The sequence below is a fragment of the Pseudomonas panipatensis genome (genome assembly GCF_900099785.1).
Lineage (GTDB): Bacteria > Pseudomonadota > Gammaproteobacteria > Pseudomonadales > Pseudomonadaceae > Pseudomonas > Pseudomonas panipatensis.
The window spans coordinates 122,803-148,614 of sequence record NZ_FNDS01000010.1 but is presented as its reverse complement, the minus strand read 5'-3'; the positions used below and the strand labels follow the sequence as shown (position 1 = coordinate 148,614).

At 69.3% G+C, this 25,812-nt stretch carries 21 protein-coding genes; 10 read left to right on the top strand and 11 right to left on the bottom strand.

Translation table 11 applies throughout. The annotated features are described in order from the left end of the window. The first annotated feature begins 50 nt into the window (after nt 1-50). Together phnX and BLQ74_RS21820 are read left to right on the top strand one after the other, a co-directional pair. Nucleotides 51-878, top strand: coding sequence for a phosphonoacetaldehyde hydrolase (phnX, locus tag BLQ74_RS21825; protein WP_090266331.1), 828 nt, complete (start codon nt 51-53; stop codon nt 876-878). Between the two features lie 135 nt (nt 879-1,013). Further along, nucleotides 1,014-2,561, top strand: a complete 1,548-nt coding sequence (locus BLQ74_RS21820; protein ID WP_090266329.1) for an alkaline phosphatase D family protein — start codon at nt 1,014-1,016, stop codon at nt 2,559-2,561. Between the two features lie 12 nt (nt 2,562-2,573). On the opposite strand, the gene BLQ74_RS21815 is transcribed toward BLQ74_RS21820, so the two are convergent. After that, the gene (locus BLQ74_RS21815; RefSeq protein WP_244507242.1) at nt 2,574-3,164 is read right to left on the bottom strand and encodes a helix-turn-helix domain-containing protein; all 591 of its coding nucleotides are present in this window, start codon (nt 3,162-3,164) and stop codon (nt 2,574-2,576) included. Nucleotides 3,165-3,216: 52 nt separating this feature from the next. Between BLQ74_RS21815 and rhtA the strand changes: the two genes are divergently transcribed. The 3 genes from rhtA (at nt 3,217) to BLQ74_RS21800 (ending at nt 5,955) form a co-directional block, all read left to right on the top strand. Further along, a complete protein-coding gene (gene rhtA, locus BLQ74_RS21810) occupies nt 3,217-4,110 on the top strand; it encodes a threonine/homoserine exporter RhtA (RefSeq protein WP_244507241.1) in 894 nt (297 codons plus the stop codon). A 231-nt stretch (nt 4,111-4,341) separates the two neighbouring features. After that, nucleotides 4,342-5,484, top strand: a complete 1,143-nt coding sequence (locus BLQ74_RS21805) for an AI-2E family transporter (protein WP_090266322.1) — start codon at nt 4,342-4,344, stop codon at nt 5,482-5,484. A 21-nt stretch (nt 5,485-5,505) separates the two neighbouring features. Next, a complete protein-coding gene (locus BLQ74_RS21800) occupies nt 5,506-5,955 on the top strand; it encodes a potassium channel family protein (protein WP_090266319.1) in 450 nt (149 codons plus the stop codon). A 78-nt stretch (nt 5,956-6,033) separates the two neighbouring features. Here the strand turns inward: BLQ74_RS21800 and BLQ74_RS21795 are convergent, their stop codons facing one another. The 7 genes from BLQ74_RS21795 to BLQ74_RS21765 form a co-directional block, all read right to left on the bottom strand. Continuing rightward, nucleotides 6,034-6,930: a LysR family transcriptional regulator gene (locus BLQ74_RS21795; protein ID WP_090266318.1), complete on the bottom strand. Its 897-nt coding sequence runs from the start codon at nt 6,928-6,930 to the stop codon at nt 6,034-6,036. Between the two features lie 92 nt (nt 6,931-7,022). Then, complete coding sequence (locus BLQ74_RS21790; RefSeq protein WP_090266315.1) at nt 7,023-7,925, bottom strand: hydroxymethylglutaryl-CoA lyase; 903 nt, start codon at nt 7,923-7,925, stop codon at nt 7,023-7,025. A 141-nt stretch (nt 7,926-8,066) separates the two neighbouring features. Further along, entirely contained in the window at nt 8,067-10,025 is a 1,959-nt protein-coding gene (locus BLQ74_RS21785) for an acetyl/propionyl/methylcrotonyl-CoA carboxylase subunit alpha (protein WP_090266312.1), read from the bottom strand. Between the two features lie 74 nt (nt 10,026-10,099). Then, the gene (locus BLQ74_RS21780) at nt 10,100-10,900 is read right to left on the bottom strand and encodes a gamma-carboxygeranoyl-CoA hydratase (RefSeq protein WP_090266310.1); all 801 of its coding nucleotides are present in this window, start codon (nt 10,898-10,900) and stop codon (nt 10,100-10,102) included. A gap of 10 nt (nt 10,901-10,910) precedes the next feature. Beyond that, complete coding sequence (locus tag BLQ74_RS21775) at nt 10,911-12,518, bottom strand: carboxyl transferase domain-containing protein (protein WP_090266308.1); 1,608 nt, start codon at nt 12,516-12,518, stop codon at nt 10,911-10,913. Between the two features lie 106 nt (nt 12,519-12,624). Continuing rightward, nucleotides 12,625-13,788 carry an isovaleryl-CoA dehydrogenase gene (locus BLQ74_RS21770; RefSeq protein ID WP_090266305.1) on the bottom strand — a complete coding sequence of 388 codons (1,164 nt, stop codon included), beginning with the start codon at nt 13,786-13,788 and terminating at the stop codon, nt 12,625-12,627. Between the two features lie 88 nt (nt 13,789-13,876). Continuing rightward, a complete protein-coding gene (locus BLQ74_RS21765) occupies nt 13,877-14,275 on the bottom strand; it encodes a MerR family transcriptional regulator (protein ID WP_090266302.1) in 399 nt (132 codons plus the stop codon). Nucleotides 14,276-14,519: 244 nt separating this feature from the next. On the opposite strand from BLQ74_RS21765, the gene BLQ74_RS21760 reads away from it, so the two are divergent. Genes BLQ74_RS21760 through qhpG form a run of 4 tightly spaced genes read left to right on the top strand, consistent with a single transcriptional unit; the run spans nt 14,520 to nt 20,149 of the window. Continuing rightward, nucleotides 14,520-16,424, top strand: coding sequence for a sigma-54-dependent Fis family transcriptional regulator (locus BLQ74_RS21760; protein WP_090266300.1), 1,905 nt, complete (start codon nt 14,520-14,522; stop codon nt 16,422-16,424). After that, nucleotides 16,424-18,160: an ABC transporter ATP-binding protein gene (locus BLQ74_RS21755; protein ID WP_090266297.1), complete on the top strand. Its 1,737-nt coding sequence runs from the start codon at nt 16,424-16,426 to the stop codon at nt 18,158-18,160. Before BLQ74_RS21760 ends, BLQ74_RS21755 begins: the two co-directional genes overlap by 1 nt. Continuing rightward, entirely contained in the window at nt 18,150-18,821 is a 672-nt protein-coding gene (gene qhpE, locus BLQ74_RS21750; protein ID WP_090266295.1) for a subtilisin-like serine protease QhpE, read from the top strand. Before BLQ74_RS21755 ends, qhpE begins: the two co-directional genes overlap by 11 nt. Next, the gene (gene qhpG, locus BLQ74_RS21745) at nt 18,818-20,149 is read left to right on the top strand and encodes a flavin-dependent monooxygenase QhpG (protein WP_090266293.1); all 1,332 of its coding nucleotides are present in this window, start codon (nt 18,818-18,820) and stop codon (nt 20,147-20,149) included. Before qhpE ends, qhpG begins: the two co-directional genes overlap by 4 nt. A 97-nt stretch (nt 20,150-20,246) precedes the next feature. Here qhpG and BLQ74_RS21740 read toward each other — a convergent pair whose 3' ends face one another. Then, nucleotides 20,247-21,632, bottom strand: coding sequence for an NAD-dependent succinate-semialdehyde dehydrogenase (locus BLQ74_RS21740; protein WP_090266291.1), 1,386 nt, complete (start codon nt 21,630-21,632; stop codon nt 20,247-20,249). Between the two features lie 160 nt (nt 21,633-21,792). On the opposite strand from BLQ74_RS21740, the gene ptrR reads away from it, so the two are divergent. Further along, nucleotides 21,793-22,713 (top strand): putrescine utilization regulator PtrR, encoded by a 921-nt coding sequence (gene ptrR / locus BLQ74_RS21735; RefSeq protein ID WP_244507240.1) that lies wholly within the window; start codon nt 21,793-21,795, stop codon nt 22,711-22,713. On the opposite strand, the gene BLQ74_RS21730 is transcribed toward ptrR, so the two are convergent. Together BLQ74_RS21730 and BLQ74_RS21725 are read right to left on the bottom strand one after the other, a co-directional pair. Continuing rightward, on the bottom strand, nt 22,681-23,646 hold the full coding sequence (locus tag BLQ74_RS21730) for an FAD:protein FMN transferase (RefSeq protein ID WP_244507239.1): 966 nt from the start codon (nt 23,644-23,646) through the stop codon (nt 22,681-22,683). The two genes, ptrR and BLQ74_RS21730, sit on opposite strands and share 33 nt — an antisense overlap. Next, a complete protein-coding gene (locus BLQ74_RS21725) occupies nt 23,630-25,807 on the bottom strand; it encodes a PepSY domain-containing protein (RefSeq protein ID WP_090266289.1) in 2,178 nt (725 codons plus the stop codon). The genes BLQ74_RS21730 and BLQ74_RS21725 overlap by 17 nt, the downstream gene beginning before the upstream one ends. Between the last annotated feature and the right edge of the window lie 5 nt (nt 25,808-25,812).

Sequence of the window (25,812 nt, the reverse complement as noted above, 5' to 3'; positions counted from 1 at the left end):
CACGGCCGCGCCGGCCCGTCGCCGGCGCCCGTCAGCAAGGAATCCTCGCGATGAACTACGAACAACCCCAGCACCTGCAAGCCGCCGTCCTCGACTGGGCCGGCACCGTGGTCGACTTCGGCTCCTTCGCGCCGACGCAGATCTTCGTCGAAGCCTTCGCCGAGTTCGGCGTCGCCGTCAGCCTGGAGGAAGCCCGCGGGCCCATGGGCATGGGCAAGTGGGACCATATCCGCACCCTCTGCGACCTTCCGGCGATCGCCGAGCGCTTCCGGGCGAAATTCGGCCGCACGCCGAGCGACGCCGATGTCACCGCCATCTACGAGCGCTTCATGCCGCTGCAGATCGAGAAGATCGCCGAGCACTCGGCGCTGATCCCCGGCGCCCTGGAGGCCATCGCCGAGCTGCGCGGGCTGGGCCTGAAGATCGGCTCCTGCTCCGGCTACCCGGCTGTGGTGATGGCGAAGGTAGTCACCCTGGCCGCGACCAAGGGCTACGTCGCCGACCACGTGGTGGCCACCGACGAGGTGCCCAACGGCCGTCCGCACCCGGCCCAGGCCCTGGCCAACGTGATCGCCCTGGGCATCGACGACGTCGCCGCCTGCGTCAAGGTCGACGACACTTGGCCGGGCATCCTCGAAGGCCGCCGCGCCGGCATGTGGACGGTGGCGCTGACCTGCTCGGGCAACGCCCTGGGCCTGACCTACGAGCAGTACCAAGGGTTGCCGGCGGACACGCTGGAACAGCAGCGCCAGCGTATCGGCCGACTCTTCGAGGGTGCCCGCCCGCACTACCTGATCGACACCATCGCCGAGCTGCCGGCGGTGGTCCGCGAGATCAACGCGCGGCTGGCGCGCGGCGAGATGCCACAGGCCTGCTGAGGCTGGTGGGACGGGGCCAGGGACGGCACCGGCGGCCCACGGAGGGTGTTTCAGGCGTTGCCTGAATCGCCCCCTGCCTATACTCGAGCGGCCACACCCCAGGCCATCGATGGGCGTCATCAAGGAGGACAGCGCATGAGTCTGTTACTCGGACCAATCCTGCAGTTCCGCGGTATCCAGCAAGGCAACTACAGCGTTTCGGCGCTGGTCGTCACGCCGAACGATTCGGCGCCTTCCGTCAACGCACCGGCGCCGCTGCGCGCCAAGCCGCCGCTGGCCATCGCCGATGTGCCGCTGCTGGCGCCGCAGTACCGTGTCTGGCGGGTGCTGCTGGCGGTGCCGCAAAGCGCCGTGGATACCCGCTACCGCTTCACCATCGACGGCGTCGAGGCGAGCTTCACGGTGCCCGCCGCCGGCCGCTCGCCGCGGATGGCCTATGCCTCCTGCAACGGCTTCTCCGATCCCAAGTACATGGAGAAGGTCGACGTCAACAACGAGCGCTGGATCGACATGGACAGCGCCCACCAAGCGAATCCGTACCACCTCCTGCTGATGGGCGGCGACCAGGTCTACAGCGACGAGCTGCGCAGCACCGTGCCGAGCCTGAAGGCGTGGTTCCAGAAGTCCTTCGCCGAGCGCGCCAAGGCCGCCTACAGCAAGGACATGCGCCTGGCCCTGGACCGGTTCTTCACCCGTCTGTACCTGGAGCGCTGGGCGCAGCCGCCGGTGGCGCGGATGTTCGCCAGCATCCCGACCGTCATGATGTGGGACGACCACGACATCATCGACGGCTGGGGTTCCTATCCCGAGACGCTGCATTCCAGCCCGGTGTTCCAGGGCCTGTTCGACACCGCCCGGCACTACTTCCGCATCTTCCAGCAGCAGCTCATCCAGACCCACCCGGACCTGACGCCGTCGCGGGACGCGCATCCCTGCGCCATCGCCAACACCCAGGGCTACCACCTGGGCTTCACTGGCCTCGGCAGCCTCGCGCTGCTGGTGCCGGACTTGCGCAGCGAGCGCGCGCCGGACCTGAGCCGGCCGGCCGCGCAGGCCAGCCAGATCGTTTCCGCCGCCAGTTGGAACGGCATCTACGCCTGGCTCGACGGCGTTGCCGCGCACAAGCACCTGCTGCTCATGTCGAGCATCCCGGTGGGTTACCTGGACCTGCAGGCGGCGGAAAAGGCCCTCGACCTGGTCCCCGGCCAGCAGGAGCTGGAAGACGACCTGCGCGACCACTGGCGCAGCCCGCCGCACCGTGGCGAGCGCAAGCGCCTGATCATGCGCCTGCTGGATTTCGCCGCGGCCAAGCGCTGCAAGGTGAGCATCGTTTCCGGCGATGTGCACGTCGCCGGCGCCTGCGTCATCGAGTCGGAACTGGCCCAGCACCAGGCCGGCGGCGCCGGGGTGATCTACCAGCTGATCTCCAGCGGCATCGTGCATCCCTCGCCGCCGGGCATCGCGGTGTATTTCCTCGAATCGCTGGGCGGCAGCCGGGAACCGATCGACTACAAGATCAGCGCCAGCATGCTGCCGATCGCCGACCGTGGCCGTTACCTGGTCACCCGCCGCAACTGGCTGGCCATCGAGCCCGACAACGACGCCCGGCAGCGCCTGTGGGTCAACTGGCACCTGGAAGGCTCGGCGCATCCGCTGACCCAGGTCATCGACCCGGTGCGGTGAGCGGCCGGCCGCTCAGTTCACCACGCTGCGGATGAAGCGCACGCGTGTCTCGCCCTGGTTGCAGTAGCTGAACGGACGGTCGCTCTTGAACACATGGAAGCCGCCGCTTTCGATGCTCAGGCTCTGGCCGTCGAGCAGCAGGGTCAGGCGCCCTTCGATGACATAGACCATGTCATGCCAGCCCTCGGCGTCGGGTTCGGCGTCGTAGCGTTCGCCCGGCCCCAGGGACCAGTGCCAGAGTTCCGCCTGGCGCCGTGCCGGGGTGCTGGCGAGGAGGGTGCCGCGGCTGTCCGGGTGGGGGCCGGCCCAGGCCACCACATCGATGCGCGACAGATCGCCGGTGGCCGGCGCCCGGACCAGGTCGGCGAAGGTCACGCCGAGGCCGGCGGCGATGCGATCGAGGGTGGCCAGGCTGACGTTGGTGTCGCCGCTTTCGATACCGACCAGCATGCGCCGGCTGACCCCCGAGGCCTTGGCCAGGGCCTCCTGGCTCAGGCTGGCGTCGCGGCGCAAGGCCTTGACGTTGTCGGCGACGTGGACCAGGACACTGGGGCGTTCATTGGGGTTGGGCAGTATATTGCTCATTCGCTCGGCTTTGCGCATTATGTTGCGCATAAGAGTAAGCCAATAATCGCTTCATTTTTCAATCTGCCGGTTGCCTTCCATGTCTCGCTCGCGTTTCGCCACGCTGTTTTTCCCCGTTGCCGTGCTCCTGGTGTCGATGGCCTCGATCCAGATCGGCGCGTCCCTGGCCAAAAGCCTGTTCCCGCTGCTCGGCGCCCAGGGCGTGACGGCCGCGCGGCTGTTCTTCGCCGCGCTGATTCTGCTCGCCTTGCTGCGCCCGTGGCGCAAGCCGATCCCGCGCAAATCCTGGGTGTCGCTGCTGGCCTATGGCATCACCCTGGGCGGCATGAACCTGATGTTCTACATGGCGCTGCGCACGGTGCCGCTGGGCGTCGCGGTGGCGCTGGAATTCACCGGGCCGCTGGCGGTGGCGCTGTATTTCTCGCGCAAGCCCATTGACTTCCTGTGGATCGCCATCGCCGTTTCCGGCCTGTGGCTGTTGCTGCCCGTCGGCGACCTCGAACAGGGCGTCGATCCGCTGGGCGCCGGCCTGGCCCTGGCGGCGGGGGTGTGCTGGGGGCTGTACATCGTCTTCGGCCAGCGCGCCGGCTCCGACCATGGCACTCAGGGCGCCGCCCTGGGCGTGAGCATCGCCGCCGTGTGCGTCGTGCCCATCGGCATCCTGCATGCCGGCAGCGCGCTGCTGAACGTGCAGCTGCTGCCGGCGCTGCTCGCTGTGGCGGTGCTCTCCAGTGCCTTGCCCTACACCCTGGAAATGCTCGCCCTGACCCGTCTGCCGGCGCGCACCTTCGGCACCCTGATGAGCATCGAGCCGGCCTTCGGCGCGATCTCCGGGCTGGTGTTCCTCGGCGAGCAACTGAGCGTGCAGCAATGGCTGGCCATCGCCGCGATCATCGTCGCCTCGATCGGCACCACGCTCGGCAGCCGGCCCAAGCCCGCGCTGGTCGCGCCGGCGCCGGACTGAGGCGTCCGCCAGGCCACGCGCAATTCGGACGGCGGCGCGCAAGGCAGCGGCTATGCTCTGGAAGAGCCCGCACCTTTCATCTGGATACTGGCGGAACGCGCGGCTCGTCGTACCGTCCGCAGCGAACCTGCCGGATCGGGCCTGGGCACGGGTTCCGAGGCGACAGGCCGCTGCGTCCGCTGAATGAAACGGCTGTTCCGTTCTGGCCGCGGCCTGTGCAAGGAGAACACGATGTCGCCTTCCGCTCTTCCCGAAATTGTCCAATCCCGCCGCCTGCTCGACGTGCTCATCCGCGCCGGCCTGGTCACGGTACTGGCGCTCTTCTGCTACCGCGTGTTCCAGCCGTTTCTCAACCTCATGCTCTGGTCGGTGATCCTGGCGGTGACCTTCTACCCGCTGCATTGCCTGCTGAAGACGCGCCTGGGCTTGCGTGACGGCCATGTAGCGACGCTGATCACCCTGGTCTCGGTGCTGGTCCTGCTGCTGCCGGTGTCGCTGCTCGGCGCCTCGATCGCCGAGTCGGTGGACCGGGCCCTGGAACTGCTCAAGGGCGGCGATCTGCACATTCCGCCGCCGCCCGCTTCGGTGGCCACCTGGCCGCTGGTGGGGCAGAACCTGTTCGACCTGTGGCAGCAAGCATCCACCGACCTGACCAGCCTGCTGAAGAAAGTGCTGCCGCTGATGAAGGATTTCGGCGTGCCGCTGATGCGCCAACTGGCCGGCGTCGGCGCCGCCTTCCTGATGTTCATCGGCGCGCTGATCATCGCCGGGATCATCATGGCCTTCGGCGAATCCGGCACGCAGAGCGCGGTGCGCATCGCCGTCCGCCTGACCGGCGCGGAACGCGGGCCGCACCTGGTCGATCTGTGCTCCACGACCATCCGCGCGGTGGCCCAGGGCGTGGTCGGCATCGCCTTCATCCAGATGCTGCTGATCGGCGTCGGCTTCGTCGTCAAGGGCATCACCGGCGCCGGCCTGCTGGCCCTGGGGGTGCTGTTGCTGGGCATCCTGCAATTGCCGGCCACGCTGATCACCCTGCCGGTCATCGCCTATGTGTTCGTCACCGAAGGGGCGACGGTCGCCAGCATCGTCTTCGCCATCTACACCTTCGTCGCCGGTCTGGTGGACAACGTGCTCAAGCCGCTGGTGCTCGGCCGCGGCGTCGAAGTGCCGATGCCGGTGATCTTGATCGGTGCCCTGGGCGGCATGGTGACCGGCGGCATCATCGGCCTGTTCATCGGGCCGGTGTTCCTGGCGGTGGGCTACCAACTGTTCTGGCAGTGGGTCAACCAACCGCTCACGGAAGTACCGGCGGCCGGCGCCACGGGCGAGGAGACCGGCGAGGAAACCGGCGAAGAGACGCGCGGCGGATAGCGCGGCGCGGACGATCAGCCGATGCTTCTGCTCAGTCTTCTGGCCGGCTTGCCGGTGATGCTGCTCTGCCTGTTGCTGCAGGCCATCTTCCTGGCCCTGTGCCTGCGCGGCTACGTTTCCCTGCGCGAAGCCTGGACGGAGCAGCACGGGCTGCTCTCGAACACCGCGCTGCTGGCCATGGTGATGCTGCTGATGATGCTCGGCAACTTCATGCAGATGGCGATCTGGGCGCTGCTGTTCATGCTCCTCGGCGAGTTCGACGAGTTCGCCGTCGCGCTCTATCACTCGGGGGTGAACTTCGCCACCCTGGGCTATGGCGACATCGTTATGAGCCCGCGCTGGCGCCTGCTCGGTCCGCTGGAGGCGGCCAACGGCATTCTCATGTTCGGCGTGTCCACCGCGGTGATGACCGCGGCGGTGATGGACCTGGTCAAGCAGCACGCCGCCTGGTTGCTGCGCGAGAAATCCTAGCGCTGCCCCTACGCCCGGGTTCGCCAGCAACGCCCAGCGCGCGGCTGGCGTTGCCGCGGGACTTGGCGCGTCGGTGGCTCATGGCGCATCGAAGCGCAGCCTGTCCTGAATGAAGTCGAGGAAGCACTGGATGCGCAGGGCCAACTGCGAGTTGCGGTAGTAGACCGCGTTGATCGGCTGGCGCTGCTCGCGGACGGCCTGCGGCAGCAGCTTGACCAGGCGCCCGGCGCTGATGTCGCGACAGGTCATGAAGCCGGCCAGGCAGGCGATGCCCTGTCCGGCGAGCGCCAGTTGACGCAGGGTTTCGCCGCTGGAGGCGGCGAGGCTGGGGCGGATCACCAGGCTGTCGCCACCGGCATGGCGTACCGGCCAGAGGTTCAGGCTTTCCGGCTGGGTGAAGCCGAGCAGGCTGTGCCCGGCGAGGTCTTCGGCGCGCTGTGGCGTGCCGTGGCGTTCCAGGTAGGCGGGGCTGGCCAGCAGGTTCAGGCGACTGCTGCCGAGCGGGCGGGCGTGCAGGCTGGAGTCGCTGAGCGTGCCGATGCGGATGGCGATGTCGGTGCTCTGTTCCAGCAGGTCGATGTTCAGGTCGTTGCTGTTCAACTGCAGTTCGATGTCCGGGTAGCGCTGGCGGAAGGCATCGATGTGCGGCACCACCGCGTGCAGCATGAAGGGCGACGCGGCGTTGATCCGCAGGCGCCCGGACGGCTTCTGCCGGCGCAGCGCCAGGCGCTCTTCCAGGTCATCCATTTGCCCCAGGATGTGCCGCGCGCCGTCGAGGAACAGCGTGCCTTCCTCGGTCAGTTGCATGCGCCGGGTGGTGCGGTTGAGCAGCGTCGTGCCGAGCTTTTCCTCCAGCTTGGCGAGGCTGCGGCTGACCGCCGACGCGGTGAGGCCGAGTTGCTCGGCGGCGGCGGTGATCGAGCCGCTGTCGACCACTGCGGCGAAGGTGCGCAGGTCTTCGGATTGGACTTTCATTTTTGCGTCCGCTGAACGAATGGACGCTAGTTTAGTGAATTCCGCGATCGGCTGGCAGCCGTGCCCCTCAGCCAGGGCGCACGGCTGTTTCCTCAACCCCGGGCCAGGCGGGCGCGGGCCACGCGGGAGCCGTTGGGCTTGTCGAGCAGCGCGCAGATGCGCTGGCCGGCGGCGATCAGGGCGTCCATGGCGATGCCGCTGTGGATGCCCAGGCCATCGAGCAGGTAGAGCACGTCTTCGCTGGCGACGTTGCCGGTGGCGCCCTTGGCGTAGGGACAGCCGCCGAGCCCGGCGACCGAGCTGTCGAACACCGCGATGCCTTCCAGCAGGCTGGCGTAGATGTTCGCCAGGGCCTGGCCGTAGGTGTCGTGGAAATGCCCGGCCAGGCGTTCGCGCGGCACCTTGGCGGCGACCGTCTCGAACAGGCGGCGGGTCTGGCCGGCGGTGCCGACGCCGATGGTGTCGCCGAGGGACACCTCGTAGCAGCCCATGGCGTCGAGTTCGGCGGCCACGGCGGCGACCTGCTGCAGGTCCACCTCGCCCTGGTAGGGGCAGCCGAGCACGCAGGAAACGTAGCCGCGCACGCGGATGCCGTGCTCGCGGGCGGCGTCCATCACTGGCACGAAGCGTTCCAGGCTCTCCTTGATCGAGCAGTTGATGTTCTTCTGCGAGAAGGCCTCGGAGGCGGCGGCGAACACCGCGACTTCCTTGACCCCGGCGGCCAGCGCGGCCTCGAAGCCCTTGAGGTTGGGCGCCAGGGCGGCGTAGGTGACGCCGGGCTTGTGCTGGATGCCGGCGAACACCTCGGCCGAGCCGGCCATCTGCGGCACCCATTTTGGCGAGACGAAGCTGCCGACCTCGATATAGCTCAGGCCGGCGGCCGTCAGGTCGTCCACCAGACGCACCTTGTCGGCGACGCTGATCGGTTGTTTTTCGTTCTGCAGACCGTCGCGCGGGCCGACTTCGACCAGGCGCACGGATTGGGGCAGGGACATGGGGATTCCTCGTACGTTCGGGACGCGCAGGGCGGATAACGCAGCCGCGTTATCCGCCCCACAACCAACACATCGGCAACTTCGCGACTCGGCCAGGCCACGGCCTGGCGGCGCATGAGGCGGTGCCTTATACGCCCTGGCTCAGGCTGTCGCTTCCTCCAGCTCCACCAGCGCGGTGCCTTCGGCGACCAGTTCGCCTTCGCTGCATGACAGCGATTTCACCACGCCGGCGTGCGGCGCGCGAATGCTGTGCTCCATCTTCATGGCTTCCAGCACCACCAGGGCGGTGCCGGCCTCCACCGCCTGGCCGGGTTCGACCAGGATGCGCACGATGCTGCCGTTCATGGGCGCGGTCAGGCCGCCATGGTGGGCATGGGCGGCTTCGGCCTCGGCGATGGGGTCGAAGCGGCTGACTTTCAGCAGTTCGCCATGCCATTCCAGGTACAGGCTGTCGCCGTGGCGGATCGCCAGGTGGCGGCGGCGCAGGCCGTCGAACTCGACCTCCAGCCATTCGCCGATCAGCCGCGCCGCGCGCTGGCCGCCGACATGGCGCAGGCGCACCACCTGCGACTCGCCACGGGCGTTGAGGTGCAGGTCGGTCTCGCCGGGCAGGCCGCTGCGCCAGCCGTCCTGCGCCGACCATGGCGAATGGGCATCGTCGCCACGCACGCGGGCGGCCTCGCTCTGCACCCAGGCTTCGCCGGCCAGGTGCCAGAACAGCGGCGGCAGTTCGCCGCTGGCCGGCAGCAAGTCGTCCTGGTGGCGGCCGATGAAGCCGGTGTCCAGTTCGGCGGCGGCGAAGGCCGGATGGGCCAGCACGCGGCGGAGGAACGCCAGGTTGGTCTTGACTCCGCCGACGGCGGTCTCGACGAGCATCGCCAGCAGGCGCTGGCGCGCTTCCTCGCGGTTCTCGCCCCAGGCGATCAGCTTGGCCAGCATCGGGTCGTAGAACGGCGACACCTCGTCGCCCTGGCGGATACCGCTGTCGCTGCGGCGGCCGGGGCCGGCGGCGGGTTCGCGGTAGAGGTCGAGGCGGCCGCTGGCGGGCAGGAAGCCGCCCTCCGGGTCCTCGGCGTAGAGCCGCACTTCGATGGCGTGGCCGTTCAGCGGCACCTGCTCCTGGCTGATCGGCAGCGGCTCGCCACGCGCCACGCGAATCTGCCAAGCCACCAGGTCGAGGCCGGTGATGGCTTCGGTGACCGGGTGTTCGACCTGCAGGCGGGTGTTCATTTCCATGAAGAAGAATTGCCCGCTGCCTTCGTCGTAGAGGAACTCCACGGTGCCGGCGCCGACGTAGCCGATGGCCTGGGCGGCGCGCACCGCGGCTTCGCCCATGCCGCGGCGCAGTTCGGCGGAGAGGCCGGGGGCGGGGGCTTCCTCGACCACTTTCTGGTGGCGGCGCTGGATCGAGCAGTCGCGTTCGTTGAGGTACAGGCAGTGGCTGTGCTGGTCGGCGAATACCTGGATTTCCACGTGGCGCGGCTTGCTCAGGTATTTCTCCACCAGCATGCGCGAGTCGCCGAAAGCGGACTGCGCCTCGCGCTGGGCGGACGCCAGGGCCTCGGCCAGTTCGCTTTCGCGCTCGACCACCTTCATGCCCTTGCCGCCACCGCCGGCGGCGGCCTTGAGCAGCACCGGGTAGCCGATGCGCGCGGCCTCGCGCTGGAAGGTCGGGTAGTCCTGGGCCTCGCCGTGGTAGCCGGGCACCAGCGGCACGCCGGCGTCTTCCATCAGGGCCTTGGCCGCCGATTTGCTGCCCATGGCGTCGATGGCGCTGGCCGGCGGGCCGAGGAACACCAGCCCGGCCTCTTCGCAGGCGCGGGCGAAGCCGGCGTTCTCCGAGAGGAAGCCGTAGCCGGGGTGGATGGCCTGGGCGCCGGCGGCCTTGGCCGCGGCGATCACGGCGTCGCCGCGCAGGTAGCTTTCCGCCGGCTTAGCGCCGCCCAGGTCGATGGCGATGTCGGCTTCCTCGACGTGGCGGGCGTGGCGGTCGGTGGCGCTGTGCACGGCCACGGTGGTCAGGCCCAGGGCCTTGGCGGTGCGCATCACGCGGCAGGCGATCTCGCCGCGGTTGGCCACCAGAAGCGTGGTGATGGTCATGGACGGGCCTCCAGGCAGGGTAGGTTGGGTCGAGCTTGCGCTAGCCGACGGCAAAGGGTGGGAAGGTCGATGATTCATCGATTGCCTCCCTGCCAGGCCGGTGTGCGCTTTTCCAGGAAGGCGCGCAGGCCTTCCTGCCCCTCGGCGCTGATGCGGATGCGGGCGATGGCGGCCTCGGTGTAGCGGCGCAGGTTGGGGCTCAGCTCGCCGCTGCCGATTTCCTGGAATAGTGCCTTGCAGGCCACCAGGGCGGCCGGGCTGTTCTGCAGCAGATTGGCGATCCAGTCCGCGACCTTCGCCTCCAGCTGGTCGGCCGCGTAGCACTCGTCGAGCAGGCCCAGCTCGCGGGCGCGGGCGCCGCCGAAGCGTTCGGCGGTCATGGCATAGCGGGTCGCCGCGCGCTGGCCGATGGCCTTGGTCACGAAGGGTCCGATGGTCGCCGGGATCAGCCCGATGCGCACTTCGGACAGGCAGAATTGCGCCGCCTCGCTGCCCAGGGCCATGTCGCAGCAGGCCACCAGGCCGACGCCGCCGCCGAAGGCCGCACCCTGGACCACCGCCAGGGTCGGCGTCTTCAGCTGGTGCAGCTGGTGCAGCAGTTCCGCCAGTTGCTGGGCGTCGGCCAGGTTGCCGGCGTAGTCGAGCTGCACCGCCTCCTGCATCCAGGCCAGGTCGGCGCCGCCGCAGAAGTGCTTGCCGCGGCCGCGCAGGACCAGCAGGCGCACGCGCGGGTCGGCGGCGACGGCGTCCAGCGCCTGGATCAGCTCGGCGATGGTGGCGGCGTTGAAGGCATTGTTCTTGTCCGGGCGGTTCAGCCAGAGGCTGGCCACGCCGCGCTCGTCGATGTCGAGCTGGATGTTCTGAAAGTCAGTCATGCTGGCGGCCTTACATGCGGAATACGCCGAACCGGGTCGGCTCGATGGGCGCGTTGAGCGAGGCGGAGAGGGCCAGGGCGAGGACTTCGCGGGTCTGCGCCGGGTCGATCACACCGTCGTCCCACAAGCGCGCGCTGGAGTAATAGGGGTGGCCCTGGTGCTCGTACTGTTCGAGGATAGGCTGCTTGATCTTCGCTTCCTCCTCGGCGGACAGCGTCTGGCCGGCGCGATCGGCCTGCTCGCGCTTGACCTGGGCGAGCACCCCGGCGGCCTGTTCGCCGCCCATCACGCCGATCCGCGCGTTGGGCCACATCCACAGGAAGCGCGGATCGTAGGCGCGGCCGCACATGCCGTAGTTACCGGCGCCGAAGCTGCCGCCGATGATCACGGTGAACTTCGGCACCTGAGCGCAGGCCACCGCGGTGACCAGCTTGGCACCGTGCTTGGCGATGCCGCCGGCCTCGTACTTCTGGCCGACCATGAAACCGGTGATGTTCTGCAGGAAGACCAGCGGGATGCCGCGCTGGCAGGCCAGTTCGATGAAGTGCGCGCCCTTTTGCGCGGCCTCGGCGAAGAGGATGCCGTTGTTCGCCAGGATCGCCACCGGGTAGCCGTGCAGGTGGGCGAAGCCGCAGACCAGGGTGGTGCCGAACAGCGCCTTGAACTCATCGAATTCGCTGCCGTCGACCAGCCGTGCGATCACTTCGCGCACGTCGTAGGGTTTCTTGCTGTCGGCCGGGATCACCCCGTACAGCTCCTCGGCGGCGTACAGCGGCGTGCGCGGAGGCCGCCGCGTGAGGCTGCCGGCCTTGCGCCAGTTGAGGTTGGCGATGCAGCGGCGGGCGATGGCCAGGGCGTGCGCGTCGTCCTCGGCATAGTGGTCGGCCACGCCCGAGGTCTTGCAGTGCACGTCGGCGCCGCCGAGATCCTCGGCGCTGACCACCTCGCCGGTGGCGGCCTTCACCAGCGGCGGGCCGGCGAGGAAGATGGTGGCCTGGTTGCGCACCATGATGGTCTCGTCGCTCATCGCCGGCACGTAGGCGCCGCCGGCGGTGCAGGAGCCCATCACCACGGCGATCTGCGGGATGCCCTGGGCGCTCAGGTTGGCCTGGTTGAAGAAGATCCGTCCGAAGTGCTCGCGGTCGGGGAACACCTCGTCCTGGCGCGGCAGGTTGGCGCCGCCGGAGTCCACCAGGTAGATGCACGGCAGGCGGTTCTGCTGGGCGATGGTCTGTGCGCGGATGTGTTTTTTCACGGTCAGCGGGTAGTAGCTGCCGCCTTTTACCGTGGCGTCGTTGCCGACGATCATGCATTCCACGCCTTCGACGCGGCCGATGCCGGCGACCACGCCGGCGGCGGCGACATCCTCGCCGTACACCGCGTGGGCGGCGAGGGCGGAGATTTCGAGGAACGGCGAGCCGGGATCGAGCAGGCGGTTGATGCGCTCGCGCACCAGCAGCTTGCCGCGTGCACTGTGCTTGGCCTGGGCGGCGGCACCGCCGCCTTGGTGGATGCGGCCGAGCAGGGCGCGCAGGTCGTTGACGCTCTCCAGCATGGTCGCGGCGTTGGCGGCGTATTCCGGGGAACGGGTGTTGAGTTGGGTGCCGAGGATGGTCATGGCGTCTCCACGAGCGTGTGGGGAACGTAGGATGGGTTGAGCTTGCGAAACCCATGCGGTCGATGCCGGGTTTCGCGCGGAGCCCATGCTACGAAGTCAGTTAGGTTCAGCGGGTCTCGTTGAACAGCTCGCGGCCGATCAGCATGCGGCGGATTTCGCTGGTGCCGGCGCCGATCTCGTAGAGCTTGGCGTCGCGCAGCAGGCGGCCAGTGGGGAACTCGTTGATGTAGCCGTTGCCGCCGAGGATCTGGATCGCGTCCAGGGCCATCTGGGTGGCGCGCTCGGCGGTGTAGAGGATCACCCCGGCGGCGTCCTTGCGGGTGGTCTCGCCGCGGTCGCAGGCCTGGGCCACGGCGTACAGGTAGGCGCGGCTGGCGTTGAGCTGGGTGTACATGTCGGCGACCTTGCCCTGGATCAGCTGGAATTCGCCGATGCTCTGGCCGAACTGCTTGCGGTCGTGGATGTAGGGGACGATCACGTCCATGCATGCCTGCATGATGCCGATCGGCCCGCCGGCCAGCACCACGCGCTCGTAGTCGAGGCCGCTCATCAGTACCTTGACGCCGCCGTTGAGCGCGCCGAGGACGTTCTCTTCCGGCACTTCCACGTCATCGAAGAACAGCTCGCAGGTGTTCGAGCCGCGCATGCCCAGCTTGTCGAACTTGTTGCCCCGGCTGAAGCCTTTCCAGTCGCGCTCGACGATGAACGCGGTGATGCCGTGCGCGGCCTTTTCCGGCTCGGTCTTGGCGTAGATCACGTAGGTGTTGGCGTCCGGACCGTTGGTGATCCAGGTCTTGCTGCCGTTGAGGACGAAACGATCGCCGCGCCGTTCCGCGCGCAGCTTCATCGAGACCACGTCGGAACCGGCGTTGGGCTCGCTCATGGCCAGCGCGCCGATGTGCTCGCCGCTGATCAGCTTGGGCAGGTACTTGGCTTTCTGCGCGGCGTTGCCGTTGCGGTTGATCTGGTTGACGCAAAGGTTCGAGTGGGCGCCATAGGACAGGCCGACCGAGGCCGACGCGCGGCTGATTTCCTCGATGGCGACGACGTGGGCCAGGTAACCCAGGTTGGCGCCGCCGTACTCCTCGCTGACGGTCACCCCGAGCAGGCCCATGTCGCCGAACTTGCGCCACATGTCCATGGGGAACAGGTTGTCGGCGTCGATCTGCGCGGCGCGCGGCGCCAGTTCGGCGGCGACGAAGCCGCGCACCTGGTCGCGGAGCATGTCGATGGTTTCGCCGAGGCCGAAATTGAGGGAGGAGTAGCTCATGGTGTCACCTGTACTTGTCATTGAATGGTGAGGGCCGGGTAGGCCGCGGCGGGCTGCCGCCGGGGCCGGTCGTGGTGTCGCTGGCGCTTCAGCTCGTCGCGCGTTGCTTCTTGTCGGTCTCGGCCATGGCCGCCAGGCAGCGTTCCTCGGCCGTGTCCAGTTCCAGTTTCATCTGCTCAATGTCCAGCAGTTGCTGTTCCAGCTGCTCGCGGCGGGCGGCGATCTTGTCCATGAAGGTTTGCAGCTGCTTGCGGTTGCCGCTGCTGGGGTCGTAGAGGTCGATCAGTTCCTTGCACTCGGCCAGCGAGAAGCCGATGCGCTTGCCGCGCAGGATCAGCTTCAGCGCCACCAGGTCCTTGGGACTGTAGATACGCTCCTGGCCACGGCGCTCCGGGCTGAGCATGCCTTGCTCTTCGTAGAAGCGGATGGCGCGGGTGGTGACGTCCAGTTCGCGGGCCAGATCGGAAATGCTGTAGGTGGTCGGCATGGGCTTGCTCGTTTGTTTACCTTTACGTTAACGTAAACCTGCCTTGGGTCACTGTCAACACAGCCGTGACACGCCGGAGCGCTGCCGCGAGGGGAGGACTGGCGCGAGAATTGCCTTACAGGGGGATACACGGTTTCACCCGCTCAGCCATCCTCTTTACTGTCGGATGCCACGGGTGTAGACATCCCTGACCAGCCTGCGAGTTCGGCGCCCGATGGCGGCGCGGAACCTACCGGAGCGATGTATGAGCCCAACAAGAACAATAAGCAGCGACGCGCTGCATGAGGCCAGCCAGGCCCGCGAACGCCTGCAGCGCGAGGGCGACGTGCCCCATGGTGTGCTGCGCGAGGAAATCGATGCCTCCTGGCGGCGCAGCCTCGGCCACGGCCTGGATTGCCACCGCGACAACGATCAGGCGCTCGAAGGCCGCGCCAGCATCGAGTTGCTGCTGGAGAACAACCGCCTGCTGCTCGACGCCGCCACGCCCGATCTCGACTACCTGGCCCAGCGCCAGGGCCACGATGGCCTGATCATCCTGGCCAACGCCGACGCCACCATCCTCTCGGTGGAGGGCGCGCGCGAGCGTCTGCGCCACAGCAGCCTGGAGGACATCACCCTGGGCGCCTGCTGGAGCGAAGCGGCGCGCGGCACCAATGCGCTGGGCACGGCGCTGGTGGAAGGGCGCGCGACGCAGATCGACTGCGGCGAGCACTTCCTCGAACGCCTGAGCCCGTTCTCCTGCACCTCGGTGCCGATCAGCAGCCCGCAGGGCACCTTGCTCGGCGTGCTCGACCTGACCCGCGAAGGGCCGCTGGCCGGCCCGCGCGAAAGCCTCAGCCTGCTCAACCTGGCCGCCTGTCACATCGAGGCGCGGCTGTTCGCCGCCAGTTATCCGGGCCAGGTGGTGCTGGCCTTCCACAGCCGCCGCCAGTACCTGGATTCGCCCTGGCAGGGCCTGCTCGCGCTGGACCTGGAAGGGCGCATCCTGGCGCTCAGTTCGCCGGCCTGCCAGTTGCTCGGCGCCGAGCGCGAGCGCCTGCTCGGGCGCCGTTGCGAGGAGCTGCTCGGCGCCCGCGGCGAGCAGTTGCTCGGCCGTCTGCACACGGGCGCCATCGGCAGCCTGCAGACCTCCAAGGGCGAGTTCTTCTACAAAGTCCTGCAAGCGCCGTTGCGTAGCCACGCCGTCGCGGTGCCGGCGCGCACGCCGGCGCGGGCGGGGCAAACCCCGCCGAACCTGGAGGCGCTGGCCGGCAACAACCCGCGCTACGCCCGTGCCCTGCGCATGGCGCGCCAGGGCCTGCTCAACGAGCTGCCGGTGCTGTTGCTGGGCGAGACCGGCAGCGGCAAGGAAGTGCTGGCGCGCGCCTTGCACCAGTCCAGCGCGCGCGCCGACAAGCCGTTCGTCGCGGTCAACTGCGCGGCCATCCCCGAGGGCCTGATCGAATCCGAACTGTTCGGCTACCGCGAGGGCGCCTTCACCGGCTCGCGCCGGGGCGGCATGGTCGGGCGCCTGCAGCAGGCCCACGGCGGCACCCTGTTCCTCGACGAGATCGGCGACATGCCGCTGGCCTTGCAGGCGCGCCTGCTGCGCGTGCTGCAGGAGCGCAAGGTGGCGCCGCTGGGCGCCGGCGAGGAACAGGACATCGACGTCGCGCTGATCTGCGCCACTCACCGCGACCTCAAGCGCCAGGTGGAAGACAAGCTGTTCCGCGAAGACCTCTACTACCGCGTCAACGGCATCAGCGTGCGCCTGCCGGCGCTGCGCGAGCGCGAAGACCTCGGTGAGCTGGCCGCCAGCCTGCTGGCCAAGCTCGGCGCGCCGGGGGTGCAGCTCAGCGACGAATTCGCCGCGCTGCTCGGCGAGTACCACTGGCCGGGCAACATCCGCCAACTGGAAATGGTCCTGCGTACCGCCCTGGCGATGCGCGAGGAGGGCGAGCGCTGCCTGGGCCTGGAACATCTGCCGGACAGCACCCTGGACGAACTCAGCGCCGGCGAGCGGCAGCCCTGCGGGCGCATCCGCGAGAACGAACTGGAGCTGATCCGCCAGTCCCTCGACCGCCACCAGGGCAATGTCTCGGCCGCCGCCGATGCCCTCGGTATCAGCCGGGCGACCCTCTACCGCAAACTCAAACAATTGAGAAACTGATGTTCTTCTCTCGCCTGATCGACAGTGACGACCCCAAGGCACTGAAGGACGCGCTGCACTGGCTGTACGGCTTCATTCGCCCGCAGCGCATGGCCATCCTCGGCCTGCTCGGGCTGTCCTTCCTCGCCTCGTTGCTGGTGTTGGCGCAGCCCTGGCTGACCAAGCTGCTGATCGACGACGGGCTGCTCGCCAGGGACTTCCCCATGCTGCTCCTGCTGGCTGGGGCGATGATCCTCGCCGGGCTGCTCGGTACGGCGCTGTCCGGGCTCAACCGCTACCTGCACACGCGCCTTTCCGGGCGCATCCTGTTCGCCCTGCGCGATGCCCTGTACCGCCACCTGCAGACGCTCTCGCCGAGCTTCTTCGGCCGCCGCCGCATCGGTGACCTGATGTCGCGCCTGGACGGCGATGTCGCGGAGATCCAGCGCTTCGCCGTGGATTCGCTGTTCTCCGCGGTGTCCAGCGTGATCGGCCTGGTCGGCGCGCTGGCGCTGCTGCTGGCGCTGTCCTGGCAACTGTCGCTGCTGGTCGCCGTGCTCATCCCGCTGGACGTGCTCTGGCTGCGCTGGATGCGCCGCAAGGTCGAGCGTGAGGCGCGCAGCCTGCGGGAGCGCTCGGCGGACATGTCGTCGTTCTTCGTCGAGACCTTGCCGGCCATGAAGTTCATCCAGTCCGCCGGCCAGCAGGCCTGCGAGGCGCGGCGCCTGGAGGGCCTGGGGCAGGGCTACATGGGCCAGTTGCTGCGCTTGCAGCTCACCGAGTTCTTCACCCAGGCGGTACCGGGCACGCTGATGTCGCTGTCGCGCGCCTGTGCCTTCCTGGTCGGCGGCTACTGGGTGGTGCAGGGCAGTTGGCAGCTCGGTTCGCTGATCGCCTTTTCCACCTACCTGGGCATGGCCATCGGTCCGGTGCAGAGCCTGCTCGGCCTCTATGTGGCGCTGCAACGCATGACCGTCAGCCTGGGGCGGGTCATGGAGCTGCGCGGCGAGCGTGCCGAGGTGCAATCGCCGGCCGTGCCGCGGCCGATGCCGACCACCGGCGAACTGCGCCTGGAGCGGCTTTCCTTCCGCCACGCCGGGCGCAACCAGCCGCTGCTGTGCGAACTGGACGCCTGCATTCCCGCCGGCCTCAAGGTGGCCCTGAACGGGCCGTCCGGGGCCGGCAAATCGACCCTGATCGACCTCTTGCAGCGTTTCTACGATCCGCACCAGGGGCGCATCCTGCTCGATGGCGTGGACCTGCGCGACCTCGACCTGTTCGCCCTGCGCCGGCGCATCGCCGTGGTCAGCCAGGAGCTGGTGCTGTTCCGTGGCAGCCTGGCCGACAACCTGGCCTACAGCGCGCCCGAGGCCAGCCGCGCGGAGATCGAACGGGTCGCTGCGCTGGCCCAGCTCGACAGCCTGATCGCCAGCCTGCCGGAAGGCCTCGATAGCCCGCTTGGCGAGCGCGGCCAGCAGCTTTCCGGCGGGCAGAAACAGCGCATCGCTATCGCCCGCGCGCTGTTGCAAGACCCGCTGATCCTGGTGCTCGACGAGGCCACCTCGCAGGTCGACGAAAGCACCGAACGCGAGGTGATCGCCGCCATCGACCGGCTTTTCGCCGGGCGCACGCGCATTCTCATCAGCCACCGGCCCTCGACCCTGGCCGAGGCCGATCTGCGCCTGGAATTGCTCGACGGCCGCCTGACCGTCGGCGTGGCGCAGGCCGCACAGGTGGTGGGCGGCCATGCCGGTTGAGCTGCAGGTTGGCGTGGTCGATAGCGGCCACGCAGCGGAACAGGCCAGCTTGCTCCTGGCCGGGCGGCGCTTTTTCCTGACCGATGCCGGCCTCGGCGAGGGGCCGTTGCTGGCTGACGCCCTCGGCCATGGTTCGGCGGTGCTGCACGCCATTGCCACGCGCGCCTCGGCGGCGCGTTTCAGTGTCGCTCAGGTGTTCGACGCGCGCGGCGTCACCAGCCCCTTGCAGATCGCCGCGGCGCTGCACTGGCTGCGCGAACGCGGCGTGCGCCTGGTCAACCTCAGCCTGGGCGTGCGCCAGGATCGGCCGATCCTGCGCGAGGCGGTGGCCGCGCTGGTCGCCGACGGCGCGCTGGTCTGCGCCTCCAGCCCGGCGCGCGGCGAGGCGGTGTTCCCGGCGGCCTATCCGGGCGTGCTGCGGGTCACCGGCGATGCGCGCTGCGCCGAGGGCCAATGGTCCTGGCTGGACAGTGCGCAGGCGGATTTCGGCGCGCCGCTGCGGGTCGCCGGGCGGGCGGGGGCCAGCCTGGGGTGCGCGGCCTTCTGCGGCTATCTGGCGGCCTTGCTGATCGAGCGGCCGGAGCTGTCGAACGAGCAAGCGCTGGCCATCATGCGTGCGCGCGCGGCCTATCGGGGCATCGAGCGCAAGGTGGGGCCATGAGCGAAGTTCTCATCCTGGGCGCCGGCCCCGCCGGCGCGGCGGTTGCCCTCGGCCTGCGCCACCTCGGTCATGCGGTCAGCGTGGTCAGCGACTGGCGCCGCTTCGCCGCGGTGGAAGGCGTTTCCCAGCGCGTCCTCGACGGCCTGCGCCATGCCGGGTTGAGCCATGCCCTGGCGTGCGCCGCGCCGCCCTCGCAGCGCCAGGTGGACTGGAACGGCGCGCGCACCGCGCAGAACGTCGAATTCCTCATCGACCGGCCGCTGTTCGACCAGGGCCTGCGCGAGGATTTACGCCGGGCCGGCGTCGAGGTCCTGGAAGACCGCGTGCTGGACGTGGCGTCGAACCAACAGGGCCACCGCGTGCGCCTTGAAAGCGGCCGCTCGTTGTCCGCCGCGTTCCTCGTGGAGGCCCGTGGCCGCCAGGCGCCGCTGCATCTCAAGGGGCACGCCGGCAAGGCCCGCCGTGGCCCGGAAACCCTCAGCCTGCTGAACCGCTGGCAAGGCGCCCCGGGGGTGCTGGCCAGCGCGGTGGAAAGCCTCCCCGACGGTTGGGCCTGGATGGCCCGGCTGGCCGATGGCCGCTGCTACTGGCAACTGACTCTGGACGTCGCCAGCAGCGACCTGCCGGCCAAGGAGCGCTTGCTCGATTACTGCCGCCAGCGGCGCGGACAATCGGCGCTGGCCGGCGCGTTCTTCGGCGCGCAGGGCGAAACCGAGCTGGCGCTGCATGCGCGCAGCAGCACGGCGATCCTCAGCCTGGAGGCCTGTGGCGACAATTGGATTCGCGTCGGCGATGCGGCCATGGCGGTCGATCCGCTCTCCGGCAATGGCATCTTCCAGTCGCTGTCCTCGGCCCTGCAGGCGCCGGCGGTGATCAACACCCTGCTGCGCGCGCCGCAGCGCGCCGAACTGGCCAAGCGCTTCCACCAGCGCCGGGTGGAGCAACTGTTCCTGCGTTTCGCCCGTGTCGGCCGCGACTTCTATGGCGAGGAACGGCAATGGCCGCAGCGGCCGTTCTGGCAGGCGCGGCGCGCCTGGCCGGATGCCGAGCCGAGCCACGCCGCAGCGGACTTCGCCGCGCTGCGCATCGAGCGCGCGCCGGTATTGCGTGACGGCCTGGTGGACGAGGCCGAGGTGGTGATCAGCGCGGACCAGCCGCTGGGTATCTGGCACTTGCAGGGCCTGGAGCTGGCGCCCTGGCTGCGGCGCCTGCGCAGCGAGCCGGAACGGCAGGTGCTGGCCGATCTGCCGGCCGCGCAGCGCCGCGTGTTCCAGGGCTGGCTGCTGGCGCAGGGCTACCGACCGCAGGGGCAGGCGGCGCAGGACTGAGCGCCCGCGCGCAGGAAAAGGCGCCGGACGAAACAGACGAAACCCCCGCCCGCGTGACGCGGACGGGGGTGGCTGCGGTTCAGGCGGGCGCCGTGGCTCAGCGGCGGTCGATCCACACGGTCTGCGCGTTGAGGAACTCGCGCACGCCGAAGTGCGACAGCTCGCGGCCGAAACCGCTCTTCTTCACGCCACCGATGGGGACGCGCGGGTCGGAGGCGCTGAAGCCGTTGATGAACACGCCACCGCTGACGATGCGGCGGGCCAGTTGCTTGGCCTTCTCCCGGTCCGCGCTCCACAGCGCGCCGGCCAGGCCGAATTCGCTGTCGTTGGCGATCTCGATGGCGTGCTCGGCGTCGCGGGCGACGATCAGCGAGGCCACCGGGCCGAAGATTTCCTGGCGGTAGCTGGTCATCCCCGGCTGCACGTTGCCCAGCACGGTCGGCGCGTAGTAGTTGCCCGCGCCCTCCAGCATGTGGCCGCCGAGCAGCAGGGTGGCGCCTTCGGCGATGGTCTTCTGCACCTGCTGGTGCAGCTCTTCGCGCAGGTCGGCGCGGGCCATCGGGCCGACGAAGGTGTCGTCGGCCAGCGGGTCGCCGATCTTCAGCGCCTTGACCGCGGCCAGCAGTTTCTCGGTGAAGGCCTCGGCGATCGGCGCTTCGAGGATCATCCGCTTGGCGGCGATGCAGACCTGGCCGCAGTTGCTGAAGCGGCTGGCGACGGCGGCTTTCACCGCGGCGTCGAGGTCGGCGTCGGCGAGCACGATGAACGGGTCGGAACCGCCCAGCTCCAGTACGCACTTCTTCAGCGCCGCGCCGGCCTGGGAGGCGATGGCGGCACCGGCGCCGACGCTGCCGGTCACGGCGATGGAGGCGATGCGCTCATCGGCGATGGCCTTGGACACCAGCGGCGGCTCGACGTTGAGCACTTCGAACACGCCTTCCGGCAGCCCGGCGTCACGCCAGGCCTGTTGCAGTTGGTAGGCGCAGCCCATGACGTTCGGCGCGTGCTTGAGCACATAGGTGTTGCCGCCGAGGATGATGCTCACCGCCCCGCGCATCACCTGCCAGGTCGGGAAGTTCCACGGCATCACCGCCAGCACCGGGCCGAGCGGCAGGTAGGCGATGTAGGCGCCTTCGACGCTGGTCGGCTCGTCGTCGAGCATGGCCGGGCCGTGTTCGGCGTACCACTCGCAGAGGTTGGCGCACTTGTTGATTTCACCGCGTGCCTGGCTTACCGGCATGCCCATTTCCTCGGCTTCCATGCGTGCCATCGGCTCGACCCTGGCGCGCAGCACCTCGGCCATCTTGCGCAGCACGGCGACGCGCTCGCTCAGCGGGGTGTCACGCCACTGGCGGAAGCCGCGATCGGCGGAGGCCAGCACGGCTTCCAACTGCTCGGCGTCCTGGAACGGGTAGCGGGCCAGCTCCTGGCCGGTGGCGGGGCTGCGCGAGATGGCAGCGGAAATAGCAGCGATCTGGTTCATGGGAAGTCCTTGCACGGGCAGGTGAGGTGCGCCGCCGTGTGTCGGCGGCGTTGGCTGTTCCGGCCGGCGGCACTGGCGCCGGCATGGGGAAGAAATTAAGGTGGGTGCCTATTCATGGCAAATGAATAATTCTGAAAGAATCATTCTCCCGGAGAGAAAAGTGGACCTGACCCAACTGGAGTTCTTCCGCGCCGTCGCCCAGGACGGCAGCATCACCGCCGCCGCCGGGCGTCTGCACCGGGTGCCGTCGAACCTGACCACGCGCATCAAGCAGTTGGAGAGCGAGTTGGGCGCCGAGTTGTTCATCCGCGAGAAGTCACGTTTGCGCCTGTCGCCCACCGGGCGCAGCTTTCTCGACTACGCCGAGCGCATCCTCGATCTGGTGGAGGAGGCGCGGCAGGTCGCCAGTGGCGTCGAGCCCCACGGCAGCTTCTCCCTCGGCTCCATGGAAAGCACCGCGGCGGTGCGCATCCCCGACCTGCTGGCGCGCTACCACCAGCGTTACCCGAAGGTGCAACTGGACCTGTCCACCGGCCCCTCGGGGGACATGATTGACGGCGTGCTCTCCGGGCGCTTCATCGCCGCCTTCGCCGACGGCCCGGCGAACCACCCGCAACTGGACGGCTGCCCGGTGTTCCGCGAGGAACTGGTGCTGATGAGCGCGCAGGGACATCCGCCGGTGCATGACGCCCGCGACGTGGCCGGCGAGACGGCGTTCGCCTTCCGCGACACCTGTTCCTACCGCAAGCGCCTGGAGAACTGGTTCGCCGAGCAGCGTGTGGTACCGGGGAAGATCATGGAGATGGAGTCCTACCACGGCATGCTCGCCTGCATCGCTGCCGGTGGCGGTGTGGCGATCATTCCGCGGGCGATGTTCGAGAGCCTGGCCGGCGGCCGCAACGTCAGCGTGCATCGCCTCGATCCGGCCCATGCCGATGCCACCACCTGGCTGTTCTGGCGGCGCGGCACCGATACCCCGGCGCTGCGCGCCTTTATCGGTCTGTTGGAGCCGTTGCCCGTGGGCCAGGCGCAGCAGCCGGCCCGAGCGTCAGGACTGCGGCTGGCCGTCGAGAATCCATAGCTGGCGGATCTGCTCGCCGTCGCGCAGCAGGAAGAGCGCGTCCATGCCGCGCTGGCAGGCCAGCGCCGGGCCCTGTTCCGGGCCGAGCACCATGAGCGCGGTGGCCCAGGCGTCGGCGAGCATGCAACTGGGCGCCAGTACCGAGACCGAGGCCAGGCCTTCGCTCAGCGGCGCGGCGCGGCGCGGGTCGATGGTGTGGCTGTAGCGGCGGCCGTCCTGTTCGCGGAAGTGCCGGTAGTCGCCGGAAGTGGCCAGGGCGGCATCGGCGATTTCCAGTGCGCCGAGGGCATCGCGCACGCCGGCCAGGGGCTTCTCGATGGCGATGGTCCAGGCTTGCCCGTCGGGCTTGTGGCCACGGGCGCGCAGTTCGCCGTCGATGCTCACCAGGTAGTGCTCGACGCTGTGCTGGTCCAGGCAGCGGGCCAGCTGGTCGACACCGAAGCCCTTGGCGATGCCGGCGAGGTCCAGGTGCACGGCGTGGCGCTTGCGCACGCGGCCGCCGGCGAAATCGAACTCCAGGGCGCGGCTCGCCGTGCTGCGCGGCTGCGCCGCCAGCGCGGCGCGTTGTTCGGCGTCCACGGCCTGCTCGGCGGGGCCGAAGCCCCAGGCACGCACGACATCGCCAACGCCGATGTCGAAGGCGCCGCCGGACTCGGCGCAGACCTGCACGGCGGTCTGCAGGACCCAGATGAGGTTTTCCGGCAGGTCCATCCAGCGCTCCAGCGGTTGCGCGTTGAAGCGCATCAGCGCCGAGTCCGCGCGCCAGTTGGACATTTGCCGATCGACCTGGTCGACGGCCTCGAACAGGGCCTCGCCGAGTGCCGTCTGGTCCAGGCCGGGCGGCGCATAGAAGACCGCGCTGTAGCGGCTGCCCATGGTCGGTCCGTTGAGGCTGTAGCGCTGCAAGGCCAGCGCCTCAGAACAGGTCTTCACGGTAGCGGCCCCCGGCGCGCAGGTGGTCCACGCTCAGCGCCAGCGGCGCGAGCATCTCGTCGAAGGCATGGCGCACGCCGTCGGCCATGTTGCGCCCGCCGCAGACCAGCACCTGGGCGCCGGCCGCCACCAGGTGGCGCAGTTCGTGGGCGTCCTGGCTGAGACGGTCCTGCACATAGGCGCGCTGCGGGCCGGCGGAGAAGGCCGTGCGCAGGTCGCTGAGGCGGCCGTCGGCGAGTGCCTGGTCGAGATCGCGATCGAAGGGCACGCCGGCTTCCGGCACGCGGCCGCCCCAGTACAGGTAGAGCCGGCGCTGGCGGGCGTTGCGGCGGATGAAGCCGACCAGCGGGCCGATGCCGCTGCCGGCGCCGATCAGGATCAGCGGTGCGCTGCCCGGCTCCGGGCGGAATTCGCGATGCGGCTGGACGAAGCCGCTGACCCGCGCGCCGGCTTCGAGGCCGTGCAGGTAGGTCGAGCAGAGGCCGCCGTCGCACAGGCGCACGCAGATTTCCAGGACGCCGTGGTCGCTGTCGCTGGCCAGTGAGTAGTAGCGCGGCGTTTGCGCGCCGGGCGCCTGGATCGCCAGCAGGTCGCCGGCCTGGTACTCGACCGGCTGGCCGAGCGGCGCGAAGCGCAGCACCACCAGCGGGGTGTCGCCGGGGGCCTGGTGCAGGCGGCGTTCGATCAGTTGGTAGTCGCTGCAGGCGATGGGCTCGGCGCTGTGCACCAGGTTCAGGGTGATGCCGAGCCGTTCGCCGAGGTCCTGGGCCCAGGCCTGGAAGCTCGGGACCGAGGCGGCGTCTATGTCCTGGCGCGCCATCAGCGGCGCGAGACCGTGCGCCAGCAGGGCCGTCTCGACGTCCTTGGCGTACTGGCAGAAGCGTGGGAAGCGGCGGTCGCCAAAGCCGAGCACGGCGAATCGCGCGTCGTCCGCCAGGCGCAGGTCGTCGAGTTGTTCGAGGAAGCCGCGGGCCGATTGCGGCGCGCCGCCATCGCCATAGGTCGAGGTCAGCACCAGCAGTTGCCGGGCCGCCGGGAAGGCGCGCGTGCCTTGGTTCAGCGGCGCGCTGTAGACGCGCCGGCCGCTGTCCATCAGGCCTTGCTGCAGGGTCCGGGCGAAGGCCCAGGTGCCGTTGGATTCGCTGCCGACCAGAATCACGCAATCGGCCTCTTCCGGCGCGATCTTGGCGTCGCCATGGGTGACGCTGCGACGGCGGCGCAGGAACAGCACCAGGCCGGTGATGCCGAGCAGCGGCACGCCCAGCGCGGCCAGGCCGAGCAGGGGGCTGAAGACACCCAGCAGGTCGCCGGTGTGCAGTTGGTAAATGTATTCGTAGAGGTGACGCGCCAGGTCGTGCGGCTGGTAGCCGAGCAGGCGGCCGTCCACCGCGTCGACGTAGCCGTCGCCCTGGGCGGTGCGCAGGGTGTAGGCGTCCTGCGGGTTGTCCTGGGCCGGGAAGTCCAGTTCGCGCAGGTCGCTCAGGGCGACGTTGCGCAAGGCCGTCAGTTGGCCCGGGTCGACGCGGCTGCCCTGGCTGACGCTGGTGGGGAAGCTGGCATCGCTGTCCATGCCATCGCGCACCAGGCCGAAGGTATCGGCGGACAGGTAGAGACCGCTGGCGCCGATCAGGATCAGCAGCGGCAGCAACAGGCGGCTGACCTGGCTGTGCCAGCGCGACTGGCCGTTGCCGTGGATGCTGCCCAGCAGGTTGCGCCAGCCACCCTGGCGGCGCGCCAGCATGACCAGGCCGGAGAAGCTGAGCAGGAGCATGCCGATGGCGCCGACGCCGGCCATGGCGTGGCCCGGGGTGCCGATGAAGAAGGCACGGTGCAGGTCGCGCATCCAGGCGTAGGTCGGCGACGGCTGATAGGGGCCGAGCGCCGCGCCGCTGTTGGGGTCGATACGCACCGCGCCGCTGTCGGCGCCACGCGTATAGCGGGCGACGAGCATGCCGGAGGGACGCCGTTCGATACGCTCTACGCCTGGCACCTGATGGGCCACGCGAGAGGCCAGTTCAGCGACTTGGGTGGTTGGCGCGGCGGCTGGGGTGACCAGGCGTTCGGCCAGGGGCTGGGTGGACAGCACCGCTCCGCTGGTCGCCAGGACGATCAGCAGGAGGGCGAGGATCACACCCGGCCAGGCATGGAGTTGACGAAGCATTGCGC